General features: G+C 38.0%; 25 protein-coding genes. 12 read left to right on the top strand and 13 right to left on the bottom strand.

Features of this window, described 5'->3' with window-relative positions:
- Positions 1-53 precede the first annotated feature (53 nt).
- On the top strand, positions 54-935 hold the full coding sequence (locus tag FPQ13_RS06975) for a BsuPI-related putative proteinase inhibitor (RefSeq protein ID WP_144088614.1): 882 nt from the start codon (positions 54-56) through the stop codon (positions 933-935).
- A gap of 109 nt (positions 936-1,044) precedes the next feature.
- Here the strand turns inward: FPQ13_RS06975 and FPQ13_RS06970 are convergent, their stop codons facing one another.
- Complete coding sequence (locus FPQ13_RS06970) at positions 1,045-1,308, bottom strand: NifU N-terminal domain-containing protein (RefSeq protein ID WP_144088613.1); 264 nt, start codon at positions 1,306-1,308, stop codon at positions 1,045-1,047.
- 144 nt (positions 1,309-1,452) lie between these two features.
- On the opposite strand from FPQ13_RS06970, the gene FPQ13_RS06965 reads away from it, so the two are divergent.
- Positions 1,453-1,914 (top strand): hypothetical protein, encoded by a 462-nt coding sequence (locus FPQ13_RS06965; RefSeq protein ID WP_144088612.1) that lies wholly within the window; start codon positions 1,453-1,455, stop codon positions 1,912-1,914.
- A 146-nt stretch (positions 1,915-2,060) separates the two neighbouring features.
- Here FPQ13_RS06965 and dat read toward each other — a convergent pair whose 3' ends face one another.
- From dat to FPQ13_RS06930, 8 genes are all read right to left on the bottom strand, one after another.
- Positions 2,061-2,909, bottom strand: a complete 849-nt coding sequence (gene dat, locus FPQ13_RS06960) for a D-amino-acid transaminase (protein WP_144088611.1) — start codon at positions 2,907-2,909, stop codon at positions 2,061-2,063.
- A gap of 189 nt (positions 2,910-3,098) precedes the next feature.
- A complete protein-coding gene (gene phnE / locus FPQ13_RS06955; protein WP_144088610.1) occupies positions 3,099-3,896 on the bottom strand; it encodes a phosphonate ABC transporter, permease protein PhnE in 798 nt (265 codons plus the stop codon).
- Positions 3,896-4,705, bottom strand: a complete 810-nt coding sequence (gene phnE / locus FPQ13_RS06950) for a phosphonate ABC transporter, permease protein PhnE (protein ID WP_246065411.1) — start codon at positions 4,703-4,705, stop codon at positions 3,896-3,898. The genes phnE (FPQ13_RS06955) and phnE (FPQ13_RS06950) overlap by 1 nt, the downstream gene beginning before the upstream one ends.
- Complete coding sequence (phnC, locus tag FPQ13_RS06945; protein WP_144088609.1) at positions 4,698-5,489, bottom strand: phosphonate ABC transporter ATP-binding protein; 792 nt, start codon at positions 5,487-5,489, stop codon at positions 4,698-4,700. The genes phnE (FPQ13_RS06950) and phnC overlap by 8 nt, the downstream gene beginning before the upstream one ends.
- 125 nt (positions 5,490-5,614) lie before the next feature.
- Complete coding sequence (locus tag FPQ13_RS06940) at positions 5,615-6,538, bottom strand: phosphate/phosphite/phosphonate ABC transporter substrate-binding protein (RefSeq protein WP_246065409.1); 924 nt, start codon at positions 6,536-6,538, stop codon at positions 5,615-5,617.
- A gap of 167 nt (positions 6,539-6,705) precedes the next feature.
- Positions 6,706-6,903 (bottom strand): DUF3813 family protein, encoded by a 198-nt coding sequence (locus FPQ13_RS13735; protein WP_236782640.1) that lies wholly within the window; start codon positions 6,901-6,903, stop codon positions 6,706-6,708.
- Positions 6,896-7,051: a hypothetical protein gene (locus FPQ13_RS13730; RefSeq protein WP_246065408.1), complete on the bottom strand. Its 156-nt coding sequence runs from the start codon at positions 7,049-7,051 to the stop codon at positions 6,896-6,898. The genes FPQ13_RS13735 and FPQ13_RS13730 overlap by 8 nt, the downstream gene beginning before the upstream one ends.
- A 100-nt stretch (positions 7,052-7,151) precedes the next feature.
- Entirely contained in the window at positions 7,152-7,988 is an 837-nt protein-coding gene (locus FPQ13_RS06930; RefSeq protein WP_144088608.1) for a Cof-type HAD-IIB family hydrolase, read from the bottom strand.
- Between the two features lie 160 nt (positions 7,989-8,148).
- Between FPQ13_RS06930 and FPQ13_RS06925 the strand changes: the two genes are divergently transcribed.
- Positions 8,149-8,907 carry a prolyl oligopeptidase family serine peptidase gene (locus tag FPQ13_RS06925; RefSeq protein ID WP_144088607.1) on the top strand — a complete coding sequence of 253 codons (759 nt, stop codon included), beginning with the start codon at positions 8,149-8,151 and terminating at the stop codon, positions 8,905-8,907.
- Positions 8,908-8,975: 68 nt separating this feature from the next.
- Positions 8,976-9,287: a metal-sulfur cluster assembly factor gene (locus FPQ13_RS06920; protein ID WP_144088606.1), complete on the top strand. Its 312-nt coding sequence runs from the start codon at positions 8,976-8,978 to the stop codon at positions 9,285-9,287.
- Between the two features lie 516 nt (positions 9,288-9,803).
- Here FPQ13_RS06920 and FPQ13_RS06915 read toward each other — a convergent pair.
- Positions 9,804-10,616, bottom strand: coding sequence for an undecaprenyl-diphosphate phosphatase (locus FPQ13_RS06915; RefSeq protein WP_144088605.1), 813 nt, complete (start codon positions 10,614-10,616; stop codon positions 9,804-9,806).
- Positions 10,617-10,687: 71 nt separating this feature from the next.
- Here FPQ13_RS06915 and FPQ13_RS06910 point away from each other — a divergent pair, with 71 nt between their 5' ends.
- On the top strand, positions 10,688-10,975 hold the full coding sequence (locus FPQ13_RS06910) for a hypothetical protein (RefSeq protein WP_246065406.1): 288 nt from the start codon (positions 10,688-10,690) through the stop codon (positions 10,973-10,975).
- Positions 10,976-11,095: 120 nt separating this feature from the next.
- On the opposite strand, the gene FPQ13_RS06905 is transcribed toward FPQ13_RS06910, so the two are convergent.
- Positions 11,096-11,278, bottom strand: a complete 183-nt coding sequence (locus FPQ13_RS06905; protein ID WP_144088603.1) for a YjzD family protein — start codon at positions 11,276-11,278, stop codon at positions 11,096-11,098.
- Positions 11,279-11,412: 134 nt separating this feature from the next.
- On the opposite strand from FPQ13_RS06905, the gene FPQ13_RS06900 reads away from it, so the two are divergent.
- The 7 genes from FPQ13_RS06900 to FPQ13_RS06870 all read left to right on the top strand — a co-directional run bounded on the left by FPQ13_RS06900 (position 11,413) and on the right by FPQ13_RS06870 (position 17,948).
- A complete protein-coding gene (locus tag FPQ13_RS06900) occupies positions 11,413-11,988 on the top strand; it encodes a hypothetical protein (RefSeq protein WP_144088602.1) in 576 nt (191 codons plus the stop codon).
- 119 nt (positions 11,989-12,107) lie between these two features.
- Positions 12,108-13,055 carry a BMP family ABC transporter substrate-binding protein gene (locus FPQ13_RS06895; protein WP_186279588.1) on the top strand — a complete coding sequence of 316 codons (948 nt, stop codon included), beginning with the start codon at positions 12,108-12,110 and terminating at the stop codon, positions 13,053-13,055.
- A gap of 142 nt (positions 13,056-13,197) precedes the next feature.
- The gene (locus FPQ13_RS06890) at positions 13,198-14,136 is read left to right on the top strand and encodes a beta-ketoacyl-ACP synthase III (RefSeq protein ID WP_144088600.1); all 939 of its coding nucleotides are present in this window, start codon (positions 13,198-13,200) and stop codon (positions 14,134-14,136) included.
- Positions 14,137-14,189: 53 nt separating this feature from the next.
- Positions 14,190-15,428 (top strand): beta-ketoacyl-ACP synthase II, encoded by a 1,239-nt coding sequence (fabF, locus tag FPQ13_RS06885; protein ID WP_144088599.1) that lies wholly within the window; start codon positions 14,190-14,192, stop codon positions 15,426-15,428.
- Positions 15,429-15,840: 412 nt separating this feature from the next.
- The gene (locus tag FPQ13_RS06880) at positions 15,841-16,047 is read left to right on the top strand and encodes a YuzI family membrane protein (protein ID WP_144088598.1); all 207 of its coding nucleotides are present in this window, start codon (positions 15,841-15,843) and stop codon (positions 16,045-16,047) included.
- A gap of 73 nt (positions 16,048-16,120) precedes the next feature.
- Positions 16,121-16,879, top strand: coding sequence for a DUF3603 family protein (locus tag FPQ13_RS06875; RefSeq protein ID WP_144088597.1), 759 nt, complete (start codon positions 16,121-16,123; stop codon positions 16,877-16,879).
- Positions 16,880-17,066: 187 nt separating this feature from the next.
- On the top strand, positions 17,067-17,948 hold the full coding sequence (locus tag FPQ13_RS06870; RefSeq protein WP_144088596.1) for a LysM peptidoglycan-binding and 3D domain-containing protein: 882 nt from the start codon (positions 17,067-17,069) through the stop codon (positions 17,946-17,948).
- An 87-nt stretch (positions 17,949-18,035) separates the two neighbouring features.
- On the opposite strand, the gene trpS is transcribed toward FPQ13_RS06870, so the two are convergent.
- Positions 18,036-19,034, bottom strand: coding sequence for a tryptophan--tRNA ligase (gene trpS, locus FPQ13_RS06865; protein WP_144088595.1), 999 nt, complete (start codon positions 19,032-19,034; stop codon positions 18,036-18,038).
- 551 nt (positions 19,035-19,585) lie between these two features.
- Complete coding sequence (locus tag FPQ13_RS06860; protein WP_144088594.1) at positions 19,586-19,897, bottom strand: DUF378 domain-containing protein; 312 nt, start codon at positions 19,895-19,897, stop codon at positions 19,586-19,588.
- Positions 19,898-20,054 lie beyond the last annotated feature (157 nt).

Below are 20,054 nucleotides of genomic sequence, written 5' to 3'. Positions count from 1 at the left end.
ATTTATTGATTGTTTCCGACTAATCCTGTAAACGAAACCAATGAGGTGTTGTAGTGAGAAGAATCGGGCTGCTAATACTGTTATCGTTATTATTGGCTTCATGCGGTGCTTCTGACGAAAGTGGGAATGAACCAAATGTTAACGATCAAGGAGACTTTGAAGTGAAATCATTATCCTTCGATGTAGATGTTAAAGCGAAAGATAATGTCGCTGTTTTTGAAATAAATCTTAGCAATGATTCTGAAAAACCTGTTCAGCTAACATTTTCTTCTGGACAGCAATATGAGATTGTAATTAATGAATCAAGTGGTGAAAAGGTGTATAAGTTTTCAGAAGGTCGAATGTTTACACAAGCAATTATAGAAGAAGAGATTGCTGCTGGTGATGAACTTTCTTTTGAACAAGAGTGGGACTATACATCAGATGGAAAACGAGTTGAATCAGGAGAGTATGAGGCGACAGTGAAGATTACAGCACAAACCGTAAATGGAGAGAAGGTTGAACCAGATGCTTTTGTGCAAAAAGTCTCTGTTTCCGTACCTGAGTCATCGGACGAGAATAGGTCAGAAAAGGAAAAAGAATCTAAGGAAGATAATCAAGAGAAGGATTCATCTGAATCAGCAGAACCGAATCGAATTGAGCATGACAACATTCGAAACATCGTCGTACAAGGTGAACAAGGAAATTATACTATTAAAGGTGAAACGAATCTTGATTCTGAGATTGCGTACTCTGTAGAGGACGGTCATTATATTTTAGTAGAAGAGCAAAGGGTTGAGCTACAAGGTGATGAAAAGTGGCAGCCATTTGAGATTTCTACAGAAATAAAGAAGGAAAACCTACCTCATGCCGGTGTGCTAACACTCGTTTTTTCATGGGAGCAAGCAGGGGAGAAGAAGTATCATTCAATTTTGTTAGAAGGCTTTAATAACTAATGAAAAAGCTGGCAACGGAGTAATCCATTGCCAGCTCACTTATGTTTTGAATTGTTAATTTAAGCTTAAGTTCGGTTGATTGATGAATTAACCGACTAACTTAAACGACTTAATAACCGTAATTTTCAATAACGCGTTCTACTTCTGGTACCAGTTCGTCCCATTCAGCGTCGATGCGCTTGTTGATCGTAATGAAATTTTGATAACCAAACACATTATCAACACCTGAAAGATGCATCAAATCATTCATGATATCATATTCACTTGTCTCACCTGGCATTACTGAGATACTATCGTCACCTTCAAAAATCATTTTGTCGACGGTAAATTTCATTGCATTTGGATTTGGTGTGGATTCAACGATTACAGCCATTATAACTACCTCCTAATAATCTCTGTATACATATTAGCACGAATCTGTCTTTGACAAAAGTTTTATATTTATATAGGAGGCAGGCTCTTTTCTTTTGATAAAGCCTCTTTAAATAACTATACAACGTAGTAAGGGGGAAATAAAATGAAGCAGTGGATTGTATCTATTTCAGTAGGAAGCTTTTCTGCTATTCTCATGGGCCTTTACTTCTACTTAATCGAACAGTTTACAGGAAAACAATTATATACATTATTGATGAATATAGATTTTTTGGTCACGTTTGAGAGAGATACTATATGGATTGCAGCATTTGAATTTTTTCTTCATACACTTGTCGCGATCGTGCTCGTACGTATTTATTTATGGATAATTAATCTAAAAGGCATCACTTCGAAAGATAAGCGGATGGAGTGGGCGACAATACTAGCATTTACAGCCTTTTTGACATATTTTCCATTAACCACAATTGCCAAAACAGAAACACCTGCGATAATCGACTTAGCTGCCATTTTTGATTGGTTCCTTGGCCATGTCATTTTCTTTTTTGTCCTTTACTATGGTGTGGAAAAGTTATTGATGAAAAATGAGCGTACTATTCGAAGATAGGGCATCATTTTCGTCCGCTAACTTTGATTAGAGAGCTTCAATTCGGGGATAGAGCAACATTTTAGCTCGCTACCTTTGATTAGAAGACTTCTAATAGCACAAAAAAGCACCGACCGTAGTCAGTGCTTACTCATTTGTTTAATCTCTTATCCTAAACGGTCAACATGTAAATATTGATCGTATTGTTCCAGTAGTTTCTGTGTAATTGGACCTGGTTGCCCGTCATTTACTTTCTTATTGTCGATTTCAACAATAGGAGTTACCTCAGAAGTCGTTGAAGTTAGAAAGACCTCATCGGCTTCCAACACTTCTTTGACAGAATAAACTCGTTCAACGAATTCGATTCCTAATTTTTCTGCTAAAAACTGAATATATTTTCTCGTAATACCGTGCAAGATTAAATTGTTTTTAGGATGAGTGATTAGTTTTCCGTCTTTAACGATAAAGATGTTCGTGGAAGAACCTTCTGTCACGTGATCTTCATCGCGACACAAGATGGCTTCATATGCTCCTGAATCTTTCGCTTTTTGTTTCGCTAAAATATTTCCCATCAAATTTAAACTTTTAATATCACAACGTAACCAACGAATATCTTGTTCTAGAATGGCTTTCACACCATTTTTCTGTTGATCGATTGGTTTTTTCAATGGTAGTGGATAAGCAAAAATCGTAGCTGTTGCTTCAGCGGGGAATAGGTGATTCCGAGGTGCCACACCGCGACTGATTTGAATATACAGTCCACCGTCTTCAACTGAATTTTTCTCAGCTAATTCGATTAGTTTTTCTTTCATTTGATGTTCTTTAAGGTCGACATCAATTTGGGCTTCATTCAAGCTATACTGAAGTCTTGTTAGATGATCTTCCAATAAAAAGAAACTTCCATTGTAAATTCGAATGACTTCATAAACTCCATCTCCGAATTGAAAGCCTCTGTCTTCCATGTCAATGACAGCTTCGTTTCGTTCAATGAACGTATCGTTTTTTAATATAATCATGTTGTCACTCCTTCGTATAATACCATATTCCATTTTACACTAATCGTAAATTAGATGAACAGAAAAACCACAAACCTTCCATTATTCATTATTTCACAAAAGATAAAAATAAAGCTATAAATTGCTCAATATTTAAATAAAAAAAACACTGATTAACCCATTAAAGGTCCAATCAGTGTTTTTACTAAGCTATACAATTCGTTTTCGAATATAAGAACTTGTGTAGTCGATAATGGTAACGACAACGATGATGACGAGTAAGATCATACCCATATCGCTCCAGTTACGAGATGACTGAGCGAAGAATATCATTGTACCGATACCACCTGCGCCAACATAACCTAAAATGGTTGATGCCCGGACATCGACTTCAAACCGGTAAATCGCATAGGATAAAAATTCAGGTATAATCTGAGGGAAAATACCGTGAAACATAATCTGAAGACCATTCGCTCCATTTGCCTTCATAGCTTCCACAACGTTCATATCAATTGATTCCAATACTTCGGAATATAGTTTACCTAACATACCTGTTGAACCAATTGCGATGGCTAAAATACCAGCAAATGGTGTTGGACCAACGACGACAACGAATAAAATCGCTAAAATAATTTCAGGGAAAGCACGTACAGCACTTAAAATCCATTTACCGATTGTCGTTATAATTCTACTGTTCGTAATATTATGGGCTGCAAGGAACCCTAAAGGAATCGCAAGGATTGCAGCGGCCAATGAACCGACATACGCAATGAAAATCGTTTCAATCATCATTTCGATTACTTCACCAGCCATATCCCAATTTGGGCTGAAAAGTCGAGGGACGACACGGCTGAAGTTAGCAGAGGCTCGTTCGATGACTCTTCCAAAATCGATATTAATGGAAGCGAACGTCCATATATACATAGCCACTACTGCTAGTGCAATGGCGATTCTTTTAATCCGTTTAGAAGTTGGTATTTGTTTTTTTTGTGGTTGTTCAAGTGCCATTATATAATCGCCTCCCTAATTTTACCGCTGATATATTCAATCACGACAACAACGGCAAAGATAATTAGGATAATCATCATGACAGCATCATAGTTATAGAAGCTGAATTGCTGCATGAGAAGGTTTCCAATACCTCCAGCACCAACTAAACCAATAACAACAGATGCCCGGATGTTAATCTCAAATACGTATAGTGAAAATGAAGTGAACTGCGGCAATACTTGCGGGACCACCGCGAAAGCGATTGCTTGAACAGAACTCGCACCTGAGGCACGCATCGCTTCAAAGGAATCCATATCGATTGATTCAACCGTTTCACTAATTAACTTCGCTAAAATTCCTAAAGAGAAAACAAAAAGTGCAACAATACCACCAAATACCCCAATTCCGAAAAGACCTACGAAAATAACAGCTAATACAACATCAGGAATGGTACGTAATATATTTAAAATAAAACGAGTAATATTATAGACAAATAGATTAGTCGCCAAATTTCGCGCAGCTAGCAAACTAACTGGAATAACGACGATTGTTGCGAATGTTGATGCGATAATTGCCATATGAATCGTTTCGATTAACCGGTCCATAGCTAAGTTGACGATTCCAGGATCTGGTGGAAATAATTTAACAAAAATTTGGTTCATGTTTGATAGACCACTGATTAAAGCTTGCAAATCAACACCGGTTTGCATTGAACTAAAGAACAAAAGCCCGATGATCAGGAAAAAGATTAATGTAATCTTTCCTTTCACACGCCAAGGAGAAAGCATCGGTGCATAGCGATCTTCCTGAATGGACGGTTTATTCATTTGCTTCACCATCTTCTTCAACGCTACCTCGTAAATCATCCTCACGAATGGAGCGGCCGTAAATTTCTTCAAATGTTTCTTCACTTACTTCAGACACTGGGCCATCAAAAACGACTTCCCCAGCTCTCATACCGATAATCCGGTCAGCATATTCCATAGCCATATCGATGAAGTGAAGGTTAACAATGGTTGTAATACCATCTTCTTGATTAATTTTTTTCAAATACTTCATCACTTGGTGCGATGTGGGTGGATCGAGTGATGCGACTGGCTCGTCGGCAAGTATGTAATCAGGTTTTTGTGTCAATACACGAGCGATGCTTACACGTTGTTGCTGTCCACCACTAAGCTGATCGGCACGGTTATAAAGTTTTTCCTCAATGTTTACACGCTTTAGATTTTGATATGCAAGCGCTTTATCTTCCTTGCTGAAAAGGTTGAAAATGGAACGGAATGTTCCAGTATGACCTAATCGTCCAGCAAGAACATTTTTAAAAACACTGGAACGTTTTACTAGATTATAATTTTGGAAGATCATACCGACTTTTGTACGTAGGCTTCGTAATTTACTACCTTTGTAACCAAGTATGTCCTCATCATCGATTAGCAACTCACCATCTGTCGGTGTAACCAATCGGTTAATACTCCGAATGAACGTTGACTTTCCAGCTCCAGAAAGGCCGACGATAACAACAAATTCTCCGTCATTGATCGTGACATTGACGTCTTTTAAACCTTGTGTTCCATTGGGGTAAACCAAGGATAAATCTTTAAATTGGATCATTGTATTTTCACCTCGAGATTTTTATGTATCTTTCCTGAATTCATCTATAGATATAGGGAAAGAGGGAGGATTCATCCTCCCTCTAATAAACTACCATAGTTATTCCATTTAATGAATAACTTTTTTTAATCTAATGACACGGAATCGCCAAAACGCTCATAAGTCTCAGCAACAACTTCGTATTCAGAGTGTTCAGCTGTATCAATAGCGTCCCAAGTGTATACGTCGTTCATAATTCCAATCATTTTCTCGTCATCATTAAATGACATGAAAGCATCTTTGATTTCTTGAACAAGCTCTTCATCTAGTTCAGGGATAACCGAGATTGTGTCGTTAGGGATTTCTTCTGTGTATTCTAATACTCGTAGTTTTTCTTTGATATCTGGATATTCTTCTTCTAGATTTTCACGAACATCGTCAAATGTCGTTGCAACATCAGCGTCACCTTCATATACAGCGATTGCAGCTGTATCGTGACCGCCAACTTGGACAGTATCACCAAAGAATTCTGTAGTTAAAGCATCTGGAGATTCGATGTCGAATTTCTGCATTAACTGGTTAGCTGGGAATAAGAAACCGGAAGTAGAAGTAGCATCCGCATATGCCCATCTTTTTCCTTCAAGGTCTTCTAATGACTCGATGTCGGAATCAGCTTGTACAAGGTATTGAGCTTTGTACGTAGAAGAACCGTGGCGAATGGATTTCAAGATAACCTCAATATCATACTCTTGGTTAGCAATTACATAACCGAACGCTGGGATGAATCCAATATGTACTTGTTCAGCACCCATTGCCTCAACCAAGCCGTTATAGTTCGTCATCGTACGAGCCTCAACTTCGATTCCAAGAATTTCTCCCAATTCATCAGCAAGTGGTTCAACAGTTGTAGCAATTGTCTCTGCATCCTGGGATGGAACAAAGCCCATGACGAGTTTATCTGGTTTAGAGCTTCCTTCTCCGCCCTCTCCAGAGCCTTCATCATCAGAACCGCATGCAACTAGTAGGCCAGCAAGAAGAATGGCAGCCAACAACATAAGAATTTTTTTCAAAACTAATTTCCCCCTTATTGGTAGTTAATAGCCGAACAACTTCATTATAAGTAATCTCTGTGATTAGTACAACATAATTTTTAAGAAAATGAGCAAATTTTACATACTTTTTACAAAAAAGAGCGACACAATAGGGGGGCGTTGTGTCACTCAAAAATTTTTAAAAATTACAGATGCTTATTTAATTGGTTTTCAAGCTCACGAACTTGTTCTTCTTCTTCCGGTGTACTCTGTTCATAAGCAGCTTGGATACTGTGCTGCACGAGTTCAAGCTCTTTTTGACGATCTTCTTGACTTGCATGTGTTTGCTGATTAGTTAAATTTTGTACCGCTTGACGTGCTTGCTCAATCCATTTATTAGCCAAATAAAAAACCTCCTCGTGTGTGTTGGTCTTTTTCAGACTGTTTTCTTTCTTTGTCTGTAAACAAATGATCGGCCGACGATGACTTGGATGAACCTTTTTGTTGTAATGGTGGCTGTTCATCGGTAGTTTTCTGTTTTTCTCGGTCCATTCAAAGCCCTCCTCATAAGAAATAGACAAGAAAAAACCTGAACACTTTACGAGTGCTCAGGTATAGATTGTGCAATTTTATTTAAAATATAAATCGGGATTTAATTTTTGGAGAATTGCTTTTTGTTTAATCGTAAATAATCCTCAAGGAAATGACTAATGCCATCTTCTTCATTCGTTAATGTAATTTCTTTTGCCAATGTTTTTAACTCATCGATTCCATTCCCCATTGCGACACCGACTCCAGCGTACTCAATCATTTCCAAGTCATTGTCTTCATCGCCAAAAGCGATAATTCGTTCTTGTGGAATGCCATAATACTTGGAGATCATTTGTAGACCGATTGCTTTATGTAGACCAGAGCGGATAACTTCAACAACGCTAAATGGATCCATCCATTTACGGTGATCGATGAGTGAGGCATGATTTTCATTCAATGCTTCTTGAATTTTTGGTGCTGCCTCTTCATCTGGATAAATTAGAATAGAAGATGGGTCCGTTTTTAAGTTTTCTTTTAAATCGCCAAATATGGCTGCATCTTCAAGTCCTGTTGTGAAAAAGTTCGTCATTAAGCTTTCGTCGTTCTTTTCAATATATACTTGATCAATAATTTCAGCCATAACATTTTTTGAACCAAAATGATTCGCAATATCGAAAATATCATATGCTGTATCTTTAGGCATTGGAGAATGTTTGACACCCCAACTTTTATCTCTAGGATGATGTACGTATGCACCGTTCATATTAACCATAGGTGTCGTTAAGTCCATTTGTGAGTAATATTGCTTACTAACTCGATGTGGTCTTCCTGTAGCAATGACAACGATGTGTCCCGCTTCTTTTGCAGCTTGAATCGTTTTTAAATTTTTTTCAGATATGTTTTTTTGATCGTTCAGTAGTGTTCCGTCCAAATCAAGTGCAATAATATGTTTTTCCATAGTTTTTTCACCTCAGCTGAATAATCGCTAACTCGTTCTAGTTCATACAGTATAGCATATTTAGTGTTGGAAAGCATTTTCGCTCTGTGTGTATTGGTTGAACATCAGATTATTGTTAGATATTATTGTAGAAAAACATTCACCGAAAGGGAGAGCGACCTTGATTACGATTACACATGAAAAAATCGAACAAATACCAAGTCTTCTTGTCTCAAACGAAGATCAACAGCAGAAACCTGTTGTTGTTTATTTTCACGGATTTACAAGTTCAAAAGAACAAAACCTCTCACAAGCTTATTATTTAGCTGAAAAAGGGTTTCTCGTTATATTACCAGACAGCTTCCATCATGGCGAAAGAGCGACAGAAACGGACTTGATGAAAATTCAACAGGATTTCTGGAAAATCGTTTCGGCAAACGTTTCTGAGCTACATACCATTTATGCTTGGGTTGAACAAAAAGGCTTAATGAAAGATAATCAATTTGGACTCGCGGGTACGAGCATGGGAGGAATTTCTACGGCAGCCGCGTTAACTCAATATAACTGGATTCAATATGCAGGAATCATGATGGGATCAGCTAAAGCTCAAGAGATGGCCAATTATTTAATCGAAGGGATTACTTCACAAGGTGTAGAGCTTCCTTTTACAAAGAAAGAAATTGAAGAGCAAATTAGTTCGTTGCGTGAAATCGATCTTTCGCAGCAGTTAGATCGGTTGAACGGGCGCCCGTTGTTCGTCTGGCACGGAGAAGATGACCAAGTGGTACCATTCAGTCATTCAACGTCTTTTGTAGACCAACTACTCGAACAACAACCTGAGTATCCAGTTCAGTACGTAACGGAGAAAGGAAGAGATCATAAAGTTAGCCGTGAAGCAATGATTCAATTGAGTAATTGGTTTGCAGAGCAAGTGAAATAGTTTTATTTCTTTAAATAAATATTAAATCTGTTTATAATGGAAGTAAGGAAATAGGAGGAGGTTGTAACATGGATGAAGCCTTGAAAGATAATTTATGGGGCGCACTTGAAACCGTGATCGACCCGGAATTAGGCATTGATATTGTAAACTTAGGCCTCGTTTACGATATCGATTTAGATGATGAAGGTACGGCAATCGTCACAATGACATTGACTGCAATGGGATGCCCACTTGCTGGACATATCGAACAGGACGTTAAGCGTGCAATGTCAGACATGCCTGAGGTAAAAGATACAGAAGTTAATATTGTATGGAATCCACCTTGGACAAAAGATAATATGTCCCGTTATGCAAAAATCGCACTTGGAATTCCTGATTGATCAATAACCCCTTTTCAAAATGGTTCGTCATTTTGAGAAGGGGTTTTGTTTTGTAGGTTCTAAAATATTTGTTGGGGTAAATACACAACTTGACGTAGGATTCGATGATGGCAGTTGGTGTCAGAGAATCCGCTTAATCGTGGTGCTTCAGGGTAAATTTGAAGATCTTCAGTGTTAATTTGCGAAGCTTCAGTGTTAATCTGCCAGGCTTCAGCGTTAATTTACAAAGCTTCAGCGTTAATTTGCAATGCTTCAGGGTTAATTTCAAATTTTCAGGGTTAATTCGTTATTCTTCAATGTATATCCGAAAACTTCAATATACGCACATCGTCATGAACATCCGTTTCTTGTACTCCTCTTACATGTTTGTATCTTAATTTCTAACATTTGACTTTAAACCGTTTTTGACCAAAGTCCGATTGACTTTAAACACACTTTCAATGATCACCGAAATTTTGAGAGGATATAAAAAGATCGAGAAGAACACGAGGCTCTTCCCGACACGTTAAAAAATCATTATAATAGGAAAAATACTAAAACACCGGCGATTAAGCAGTAGTATGCGAAGTATTTTAGGTTACCGGATTTCATAATATTGATGAAAAGTAACAAAGCAAAGTAAGAAGACACAATGGCCGCTAACAAAGCTATGATATAAAGTATGAACTGACTGGAGATTTCCGGATTGCCAACTATATCGTCCACGGCAAAAATAGTCGTTCCAACGCTTACCGGTATATACATCAAGAATGAAAATCGTAATGCGCTATCTCGCTTCAAACCAACGAGCATTGCAGCAACGACTGTTGCACCTGAACGGCTAATACCAGGTGCTAGTGCCAATGACTGCGCAAGTCCGATGATAATGGCATCCTTCAGTGTTATTTCGGTGTCGTCTTTGTAACCTTTCAGATTACGGATAATCCATAGGGCGATACCTGTAAATATAAGCATTAATCCTACATATTTCACTTCGGCAAATGATTCCCCGAATAGGTCATCAAAGAAAACACCTAATAACCCAGCTGGAATCGTAGCGACTACCAATAGTAGTAAATATGTGAAATCACTTTTGTATTCTTCATTCTTTTTAAACACATAGTCAGAAGCATGGTTGACGAGTAAATAGATGTCTTTTCTATATATAACCAAAACTGCCAACAATGAGCCGAAATTGATAAATGCTTCGAAAGTAAGTCCAGGTAAATCAACGTCCATAAATTCTTGGACAATTTTTAAATGGCCGCTCGATGAAATCGGAATCGGTTCTGTAAATCCTTGAAATAAACCTAGAAATAAAAACTGTAATAATTCCCACAACTCTGTCATGTTGAATCCTCCTCTTACGGGCACATATCCCCTCTAAGTTGAATATAGTAACGATGAAAGGAGAGGATTATGTGTCGCAACAACAATCAAAACCAATGTATGCATTATGTCACAAGCATATGAAGCAATACGTATTAATTGAAACGGTGCATGGTGAAAAGATCGACGGTGTGATCATGGACTTAGATGATGACCACGTTTATTTGATTATACCGAAGTATAATACGTTTGAAACGAGACAATGGGGGTATTACGGTCCCGGATATGGTTATCCACCGTATGGTTATCGACCTGGTGGGTTGGGACGGCTCATATTGCCTCTTACTGCAATCGCTGCCCTAAGCTTAATACCTTGGTAGCAATAAAGAAAACTCGTCGTTTGACGAGTCTTGAGCAAAACTTCACTGACGATTGGCCAATGATACTAAAAAAGGTTGACTCATTGACTAATTCCTACACAAGAGTCAACCTTCTTACCGTTAATTGGTGGCATCGTCATTACTTAATATGCCATCTCCGACAATGACTGCTGTTAATGTGAATACGGCTGTCAATACAAATGTACCTGTTAGGTCGAATGAAGCACCACTCATACTAGCAAGTACATAGACAATCATCGCGCTAAGTAAGAAACTCCATACGATTGTTCCAATATATCTCATTAATCTTCACCTCTATTGTTCAAACATAAACTTGTTTCCATGATTTAGTGTATCAAATGATGCGATAAAAATAAATATATTTCTTTGGAAGTTCATGAATCGTTCAAGTCTTTACTATATAAGGAGTGAAATCGGTGAATGTCATTGTTTATCCGATAGAGAAATGGTTTTGTTATTATGTGATCGACGAGCTATTAAAAGAAGGTTATGAGGTGTTTGCTTTTTCTGAAGGTAAGAACAAGGATTGCCCTGACCAAATGAACGACCGAATTGAACAAATACAATTAGCCTTTGGTAGAAACGCTCATTTTCATTTAGAAGAAAATATTGAAGCTATCTCCCAAACGAAATACGGAATCTTTATTGATAGCATAATGGAAGCAGATGTATCGAGAGGCATTTATCTATCGAATCGAATAAATCCAGTGGATGATAAGCGGATAAAAATTATCTCAATCGAAAACATTGAAATCGATGATGATGCGTTTATTCAGGCGATAGACCAACGAAATGTCAGCTCAAAAGAAGCTAAAATAGAGCGGCTTTTGAATGACGGGAACGGTGACAATATCGATAATGATATGAAAATAAAAGTCTCAGCCCAAAAGTTGGCGCATTGGATCATCGTTCACGGAATGAAAGATATGATTCCTCAACAAACCTATTTCCATGGAAAAGATCATAGCAAATCGATTTACTTTTTGTCATAAATAATCCATGGATGTTTTATCAAAATAGGAAAAAAGTCTAAATGTTCGTTCTAGAATGTTGCGAAATTCCCGCAAACATAGCACAATGAAAGAAAATAGCTAACCGGAGTGCCTATAAAGTGAGAGAGAAAATCTTATTACTGTTGATTGGACTATTTGCAATTTTTTTGGGTGGTTGTAACTTAATTACTGAAGATGGCGATTTAGAGAACGTAGGCTTAATTCTTGAAGGGACGATTCATGATGAGACATGGGGACATAGTGCTTATTTAGGTCTGTTGGAAATTAAAGATACGTTCAACGTCAGTGTGATGTTTGAAGAGAATGTGACAGAAGCGAGACAGCTTGAGAAGATTGTCAGTGATTTTGATCGGCAAGGTGTCAATTTAATCTTTGGACAGGGTAAAGGATTTGGTCAATATTTCGATCGCATTAACAAATTCTACCCTCATATTCAGTTTGTTTATTTTGACGGTACAGCTTATGACAGCAATATTACTTCTATTCAATTCGATCATTACGATTCATATTATTATGCAGGAATGCTTGCAGGGGAGATGACAAAAAGAAACCAAATCGGCATATTATCCCCGTATGCTGAAACGACTGCGTTAGAAGGATTCTTTGAAGGTGCTCGCACCGTTAATCCTCAGATTCGAATCCACTATAAATCGATTGGTAGTGGGTATGACCAACAGCAAGCGATGAAGCAATACCAAGAGATGGTGGAAAAGGGGATAGACGTTGTATTCCCAGCTGGCGAGGGGTTCAATACGCCGATTATCCACCAAGCAAAAAAGGATGGAATTTCAGCCATCGGATATATTAATGATCAATATGAATTAGCGAAAAATCATGTGCTTACAAGTACGGTTATTGAAATGGAAAATGTTTATCGGGAGGTTGCTCAGTTGTTAAATGATGGAGACTTGACATCTGGAATCATCCGACTCGGTTTTGAAAATCAATACGTTCATTTAGGAACATACGGTGAACATGTACCACCTTCTGTACGGGATTGGTTGGATCAAAAAATGGAATCGTATTTGGAGACAGGTGAAAAATAACTATAATATAGGTACATTATTAATCATTTATTTTGTTTTTATAAATTTAAGCCTTTCCGAAGGCTTTTTTTTCTGTTAAAATTAATACCAGGTCATAGAATAAGATAGTAAGAGGAATATAAAGTGAGGAGATGACTCCAAAATGAACGCAGGAATTCTAGGAATGGGACATTTTGTTCCCGAGCGTATTTTAACGAATAAAGAGTTAGAAGAAATGGTTGATACATCGGATGAGTGGATTCGAACACGAACAGGAATCGAGGAGCGAAGAATCGCACCTGACGATATGAACACATCAGACATGGCTTATGAAGCGGCGAAAAATGCTATGGAAGAAGCGGAAGTAAAGGCAGATGAAATCGATCTGATTTTAGTGGCTACCGTTACGAGTGATATGGGGTTCCCATCGGTTGCAACGCAAATTCAAGCCCGCCTAGGTGCTTTTAAAGCAGCAGCTATGGATGTAAGTGCGGCTTGTGCTGGTTTCATGTATGGTATGGTCACCGGAAAACAGTTTATTGAAGCCGGAACATATAAAAACGTTTTGATTGTTGGTGTTGAAAAATTATCAAAAATTATGAACTGGGAAGACCGAAACACGTGTGTGCTGTTTGGTGACGGTGCAGGAGCTGCTGTAATGGGCCCTGTTTCTGAGGACCGCGGTGTTTTATCTTTTGAGCTAGGTGCCGACGGCCGAGGAATTCCACATTTACATCAAACGGAAGAAGACGTCATTTATATGAATGGCCGTGAAGTGTTTAAGTTTGCTGTGCGTCAAATGGGAGAATCAGCGTTGAATGTCGTAGAAAAAATAGGACTTACTAAGAATGATGTAGATTATTTAATACCACATCAGGCGAATATTCGAATTATGGAAGCGGCAAGAGAAAAGTTAGATATCCCAGTTGAAAAAATGTCCAAAAATATTCAAAAGTATGGAAACACATCTGCTGCATCCATCCCAATAGCTTTGTCCGAAGATGTAAAGTCAGGTAACATTAAAGATGGAGATTTAGTCGTATTAGTCGGTTTCGGCGGCGGATTGACATGGGGAGCAGTCGCATTTAGATGGGGTAAATAAAATTAATCAATGATTAAAATTAAATGATAGGAAATAGAAGGGAGTATTACAGAATGACGAAAAATCGCGTAGTGGTTACAGGTCTAGGTGTTGTTTCGCCTGTCGGAAATGACGTTTCTACGATGTGGAATCGATTGATTTCCGGCCATGTTGGAATTGGTGAAGTAACTCGAGTGAATGCTGATCACTTTCCAACAAAAATTGCAGCAGAGGTAAAAGACTTTGATCCGAATAATTATATGGAGAAAAAAGACGCACGGAAAATGGACTTATTCACTCAGTTTGCAGTCGCTGCTGCAAAAATGGCGTTAGATGATGCAGAACTTACAATTGATGAGTCCAATGCAGAGCGGACAGGTGTATGGATTGGATCTGGAATTGGCGGAATGTCGACATATGAATCGCAATATGAAAAATTTCTCGATAAAGGCCATCGCAGGGTGAGTCCGTTCTTTATTCCGATGATGATTCCAGACATGGCTGCCGGTCAGGTTTCCATTCAGTTCGGTGCAAAAGGGATTAACTCCTGCACAGTTACAGCGTGTGCTTCTGGAACGAATTCCATTGGAGATGCATTTAAAGTGATTCAACGCGGTGATGCTGATGCCATGATTACCGGAGGAACCGAAGCTCCAATGACAAATATGTCCTTCGCAGGATTTACACAGGCAGGCGCTTTGTCAAAAAATGAAGATCCACTGAAAGCAAGCCGTCCATTTGATAAAAACCGAGATGGGTTCGTTATGGGTGAAGGAGCAGGCATATTAATTCTTGAATCTTTAGAACATGCTCAAAAACGTGGAGCGAAAATATATGCTGAAATCTGTGGTTATGGTTCAACAGGAGATGCATATCACGTGACAGCTCCGGCGCCAGAAGGAGAAGGAGCAGCGCGCGCCATGCAACAAGCTGTTGATGATGCGGGTGTCGCTGTTGACTCCGTTGATTACATTAACGCACATGGAACAAGTACAGAGTATAATGATCAATATGAAACGAACGCAGTAAAAACTGTTTTCGGTGAACACGCTTATCAACTAGCAATGAGTTCAACCAAGTCAATGACAGGACACTTACTCGGTGCAGCAGGTGGCCTAGAGGCAATCGTATCGGTGTTATCGATCAAAAATAATATTATGCCTCCGACAATGAATTATGAAACACCTGATGAATTGTGTGACTTGGACTATGTACCAAATGAAGCCAGAGAAAAAGAAGTGAATGTAGCGATGTCCAACTCCTTAGGTTTTGGCGGACACAACGCTTCATTATTATTTAAAAAATATAATTAAATTCAACATTTATTCAATGAGGACGCTCGATAAACTTCGAGGGTCTTTTTGTTTTGTTTATTTGCATGCCGGTAGCATTAAGTGGAGGGCATATTTTTTGAATTCAGAGCCAAATAATACAGTTTAAGACTCTAAAAACGTATATGGTTCGATCAATTCATGAATTAGGCACATATTAATATCTCGAAGGTACATAACTAGTAGATTTGGGTGCATATAATACACCTCTACTTTGTAATTTAATCTACGTTCCTTTAGATTTGGCTACTATTTTCATGAATCGATGTTAAAACATGAAACGGATTGCTTTTCATAATTCATTGTTTGTCGTCCTCTTCAATTATATAGATTCGGTATGTATGAAAAAACGAACGCATACAATGAATAAAGGGACAAGCATGGAGGTAATCCAATGTGGCAATTAATCGTATTCATGATTGGTTTTGGTTTTACTTGTGTAGGTGGCGTGTCAATTATTGGTTACTTAAATTTTCTTCCTGTCGGTATGAACCTGACTGATTTTTTTCTTTTTATTTATAAAAGGCCAGAAAGCTATTTACTGCCGCTTGGACTTTTAATGCTCACATTTGCCATGTATAAAAATCCATTTCAATCATAAAATCTAGAATAAAAATAGTTCACTTGGCCATAATGAGCGTAAGAAGAAGAACATAAAAAAGTGAGGGGTTTATATGTTATACGTTCATGATATTTGGGTGAATTGGTTTGAAGGCGAAGAAAATGGGTACAACGTTTGCCATTTTCACGAATGGAGAAAAAGTGATTCCATCGAACTTCTTGATCAGATCCCTGTAATCTACGTTGAACCAGATCTATTTAATTACATAGAGAATGACTTGCAAGATATACCTCGTGATTTATTGGATCTTGTTTTTGAGCGTGCCTATTTGAAAAAACAACACCAACGTATTCCTCTCGATCATGCATTTATCATGACTGAAGGTGTTCATACAATGGTGGTTGATACATTGGGATATGAAATTCCAATCCGTAAGAGTCGAATGATACCACGTCAAGAACGACTGGTTCTAGAGTTAATCAAAAGCAGAAAACCTCAAGAGTTTATCTTCAATAATAAGAAACAAGATAAACAATATCATATTCTTTCCTTGCAACCACAGTACATGCTAGGTTTGACTAGAAAGGAAAGGCAATTGAAACACTTACTTATGCTAATGCTTGACCAACTGAATCAAAGTAAACGAATTGATGAGCTACGTTATTGGCTCACTGAATGGACACCAGCACAATATGAAGTGATTCAAGAAATGGATTTTGAACAAGGGTTTCAACAATTAGTCAATGAAGTGAAACAAGGGTGGAGTGCTCGACACGATGAAATTTGTGAAAAAATGGCGAAAGGTCAGCCCTTCTTCGAGAAGTTATGGGAAATGGAACAAAAGAAACAAAACGCAATCAAAAGCATCTGAAGCCCGTCAATTAGGGAAAAACACATCTGAATATCTCATTAAGATTACATTCGACAAAATTCGGTAATATTTTGTCGAATTTCTGTTATGTTTGTCATATACACTTAATTCCTGCGTAACCACAAGGTGGGTTCTCCTGTGATAACATAGGTTTTGTCAAAATGATTAGAGGGAGGACACATCTTTTATGAGAAAAACATTTCTTTCGCTAGCTGGCGGACTAATCATATCTGGAGCAGTATTCAGTAGTTCAGTTTCAGCAGAGGAAACTTACCAGGTGAAACAAGGTGATTATCTGAACCAAATAGCAGATAAATTTGATACAACTGTTTCCGACATTATGGAGATAAACAATCTTGAGGATACATTAATTATTACGGGTGAAACATTAAAGATTGATGCCACACGTACAATCGAGGTTGTTAAAGGGGAAACATTATCTAAAATTGCCAACGATTTTGATGTAGAGGTAGAAGATATTAAAGAATGGAACGATCTTGATTCAGATTTAATTCTTATCGGTCAAGAACTAGAGATTGACATTCCATTCGAAAAGTTCAATGAAAAACTAGAAGCTAGAGAAGGTGGACAAGCAGTTCAATCTAGTAACAATAAAGCTGCAGCTTCCGAATCTAGTAACCAAGAGAAGCAGTCTAGTAACAACAAACAAGAACAAACAACTGAAAAACAAGATAAAGTAAAAGCAACAAAAACAACAAATCAAAATACTTCATCAAATCAATCATCAAATCAGAGCCAACAATCTAGTCAGAAAGAGGGTAGAACCCTTACGGTAGAAGCAACGGCTTATACGGCTAATTGTGCTGGCTGTTCAGGAGTCACAGCAACAGGTATTGACTTGAACAACAATCCAAATATGAAAGTCATTGCTGTTGACCCGAATGTTATTCCACTAGGAAGCCGCGTACATGTTGAAGGATATGGTGAAGCAATCGCTGGTGACACGGGCGGTGCCATAAACGGTAATATCATCGATCTTCACGTTCCAACAAAAGCAGAAGCTTACCAGTGGGGTAGAAAAACAGTAGAAGTTACTATTCTTGACTAAATGTACTATTCATATTCCCACTTTGGGAACCTAAAAAACAACCGTGATAAAAATCACGGTTGTTTTTTTATGTTTTAGTAGAAGAAATTATCTTTTGAGGTGAACTCGGCCGATTCCCATCGCTTTTTTAGCTTTCTTTACGGTTTTGTTGGCAACTTTTTCTGCTTTTTCAGCCCCGCGGTCTAATATCTCATCTAACTCTTCTGATTCGTACAATTCATGATATCTCTCTTGGATTGGTTTTAAGGCACTTACAACCGTTTCAGCTAAGTCTGTTTTAAATTCGCCGTAACCTTTGCCTTGATAGGTAGTGACTAGTTCACTCACGGATTGATCTGAAAAAGCGGCATATATATCGAGTAGATTTGAGATGCCAGGTTTGTTTTCCTTATCGTATTCCACGATTCCTTCTGAATCAGTAACAGCGCTCTTAATTTTTTTCTCAACACGTTTTAAGTCATCCAACATATAGATCGAAGCTTTTTGATTTTCATCCGATTTGCTCATTTTCTTCGTTGGATCTTGCAATGACATAATTCGTGCGCCGACTTCTTGAACACGTATATCTGGAATAGTAAAAATGTCATTATAGCGCTTGTTAAAACGCTCAGCCAGGTTTCTCGTTAGTTCTAAATGCTGTTTTTGATCATCACCAACTGGCACAATGTCAGTATTGTAGAGCAAGATATCCGCTGCCATTAATGGTGGATAAGTCAACAAACCAGCTGGAACGGATTCTTTACCGCTTGCTTTGTCCTTAAATTGAGTCATCCGTTCCAATTCACCAATCGAAGCAATTGTCTGGAGCATCCAAGAAAGCTCTACGTGGGCACTTACTTCAGATTGGATAAATAAGGTAGACTTTTCAGGGTCAATACCACAGGCAAGATAAAGTGCAGCCAATGAACGGGTTTGATCACGTAGTTTCAAACGGTCTTGAGGTACGGTAATCGCATGATAATCTACAATACAAAAGTAGCTATCATAGTCGTATTGAAGCTCAGGAAATTGTTTCATCGCTCCGATGTAGTTACCGATAGTTAATTGACCGGACGGTTGAATTCCTGAAAATAAAGTTTTCTGCATGCACAATCATCCTTTCAAATGTTCTATGTAAGAATTTTTTAAGTTCAAAGTGTTCGGAGAAGCGTATTGTTTCTAATTATATAGATGAATGGATTGGTTCACTCCGTTGATTTTATCATATATTAAAAATAATTTCCTCACTATTGGGGTGTTGATAATGCTTTAGAGTGGAGTTGTGATAAGATGTGGCTGTAAAAGATATGGAGAAAGCAAATTATGTTTTTCGTTACCGTCTAATCAAGGATAGAGCATAAAATTTGGTCGCTACCGTCGAATAGATTGCTTCGAATGGAGGATAGATCAAAAAAATTGATCACTACCGTTGAAAAGAAGGCCCCAAATCAACGGTTGAGCAAAAAAATTAATTGCTATCGTTGAAAAGAAGACCAACTAACGTTACATTTCGTACTTGTTCGCACAGCTCTTTATCAAAGCAAAATGAAAAAAAGCACCGACCGGAGTCAGTGCCTTTTCCCAGCGATAAGAAAAAATGCAATACGGGTTCAAAGTTTATCCAAAACCCACATTTTTCATCAAACTTTTAATGACAATTAACGTAAGTCAAAATCATCATCTGGTCTTTCCTCTTCCAGTGCTGAGAAATCATCTTCTTCACTAAATTCTGTTCCATATTGTAAGGTTCCTGATTGAGTGGAAGAAGCAGAATCACTTTCTGAATCAAATAACATTGATATAGCATAAAGACCACTTAGACCGACGAGTGCATATACAATTCTAGATAAAAGCGAATCTTGTCCACCAAAAAGTGATGCTACTAAGTCAAACTGGAAGAAGCCGATTAGCCCCCAATTGATTGCTCCGATAATGACGAGTAATAACGCAATTCGTTTCGCAGTATCCATATTTTCACCTCCCGATTAGTGATGATTTCGTATTCGATTCGAGTAAAGCTTAAGTTCAATTACTTCATAATGGTGTATCGTATCCTGCTTTTGAAATGACATCTGTTAATGGATCAATTGGTGCATAAAGAATGTTCATACATAGCTTGTGCAGTTG

Source organism: Allobacillus salarius (genome assembly GCF_007559425.1).
Lineage (GTDB): Bacteria > Bacillota > Bacilli > Bacillales > Alkalibacillaceae > Allobacillus > Allobacillus salarius.
This window is presented reverse-complemented; position numbering and strand designations above follow the sequence as displayed.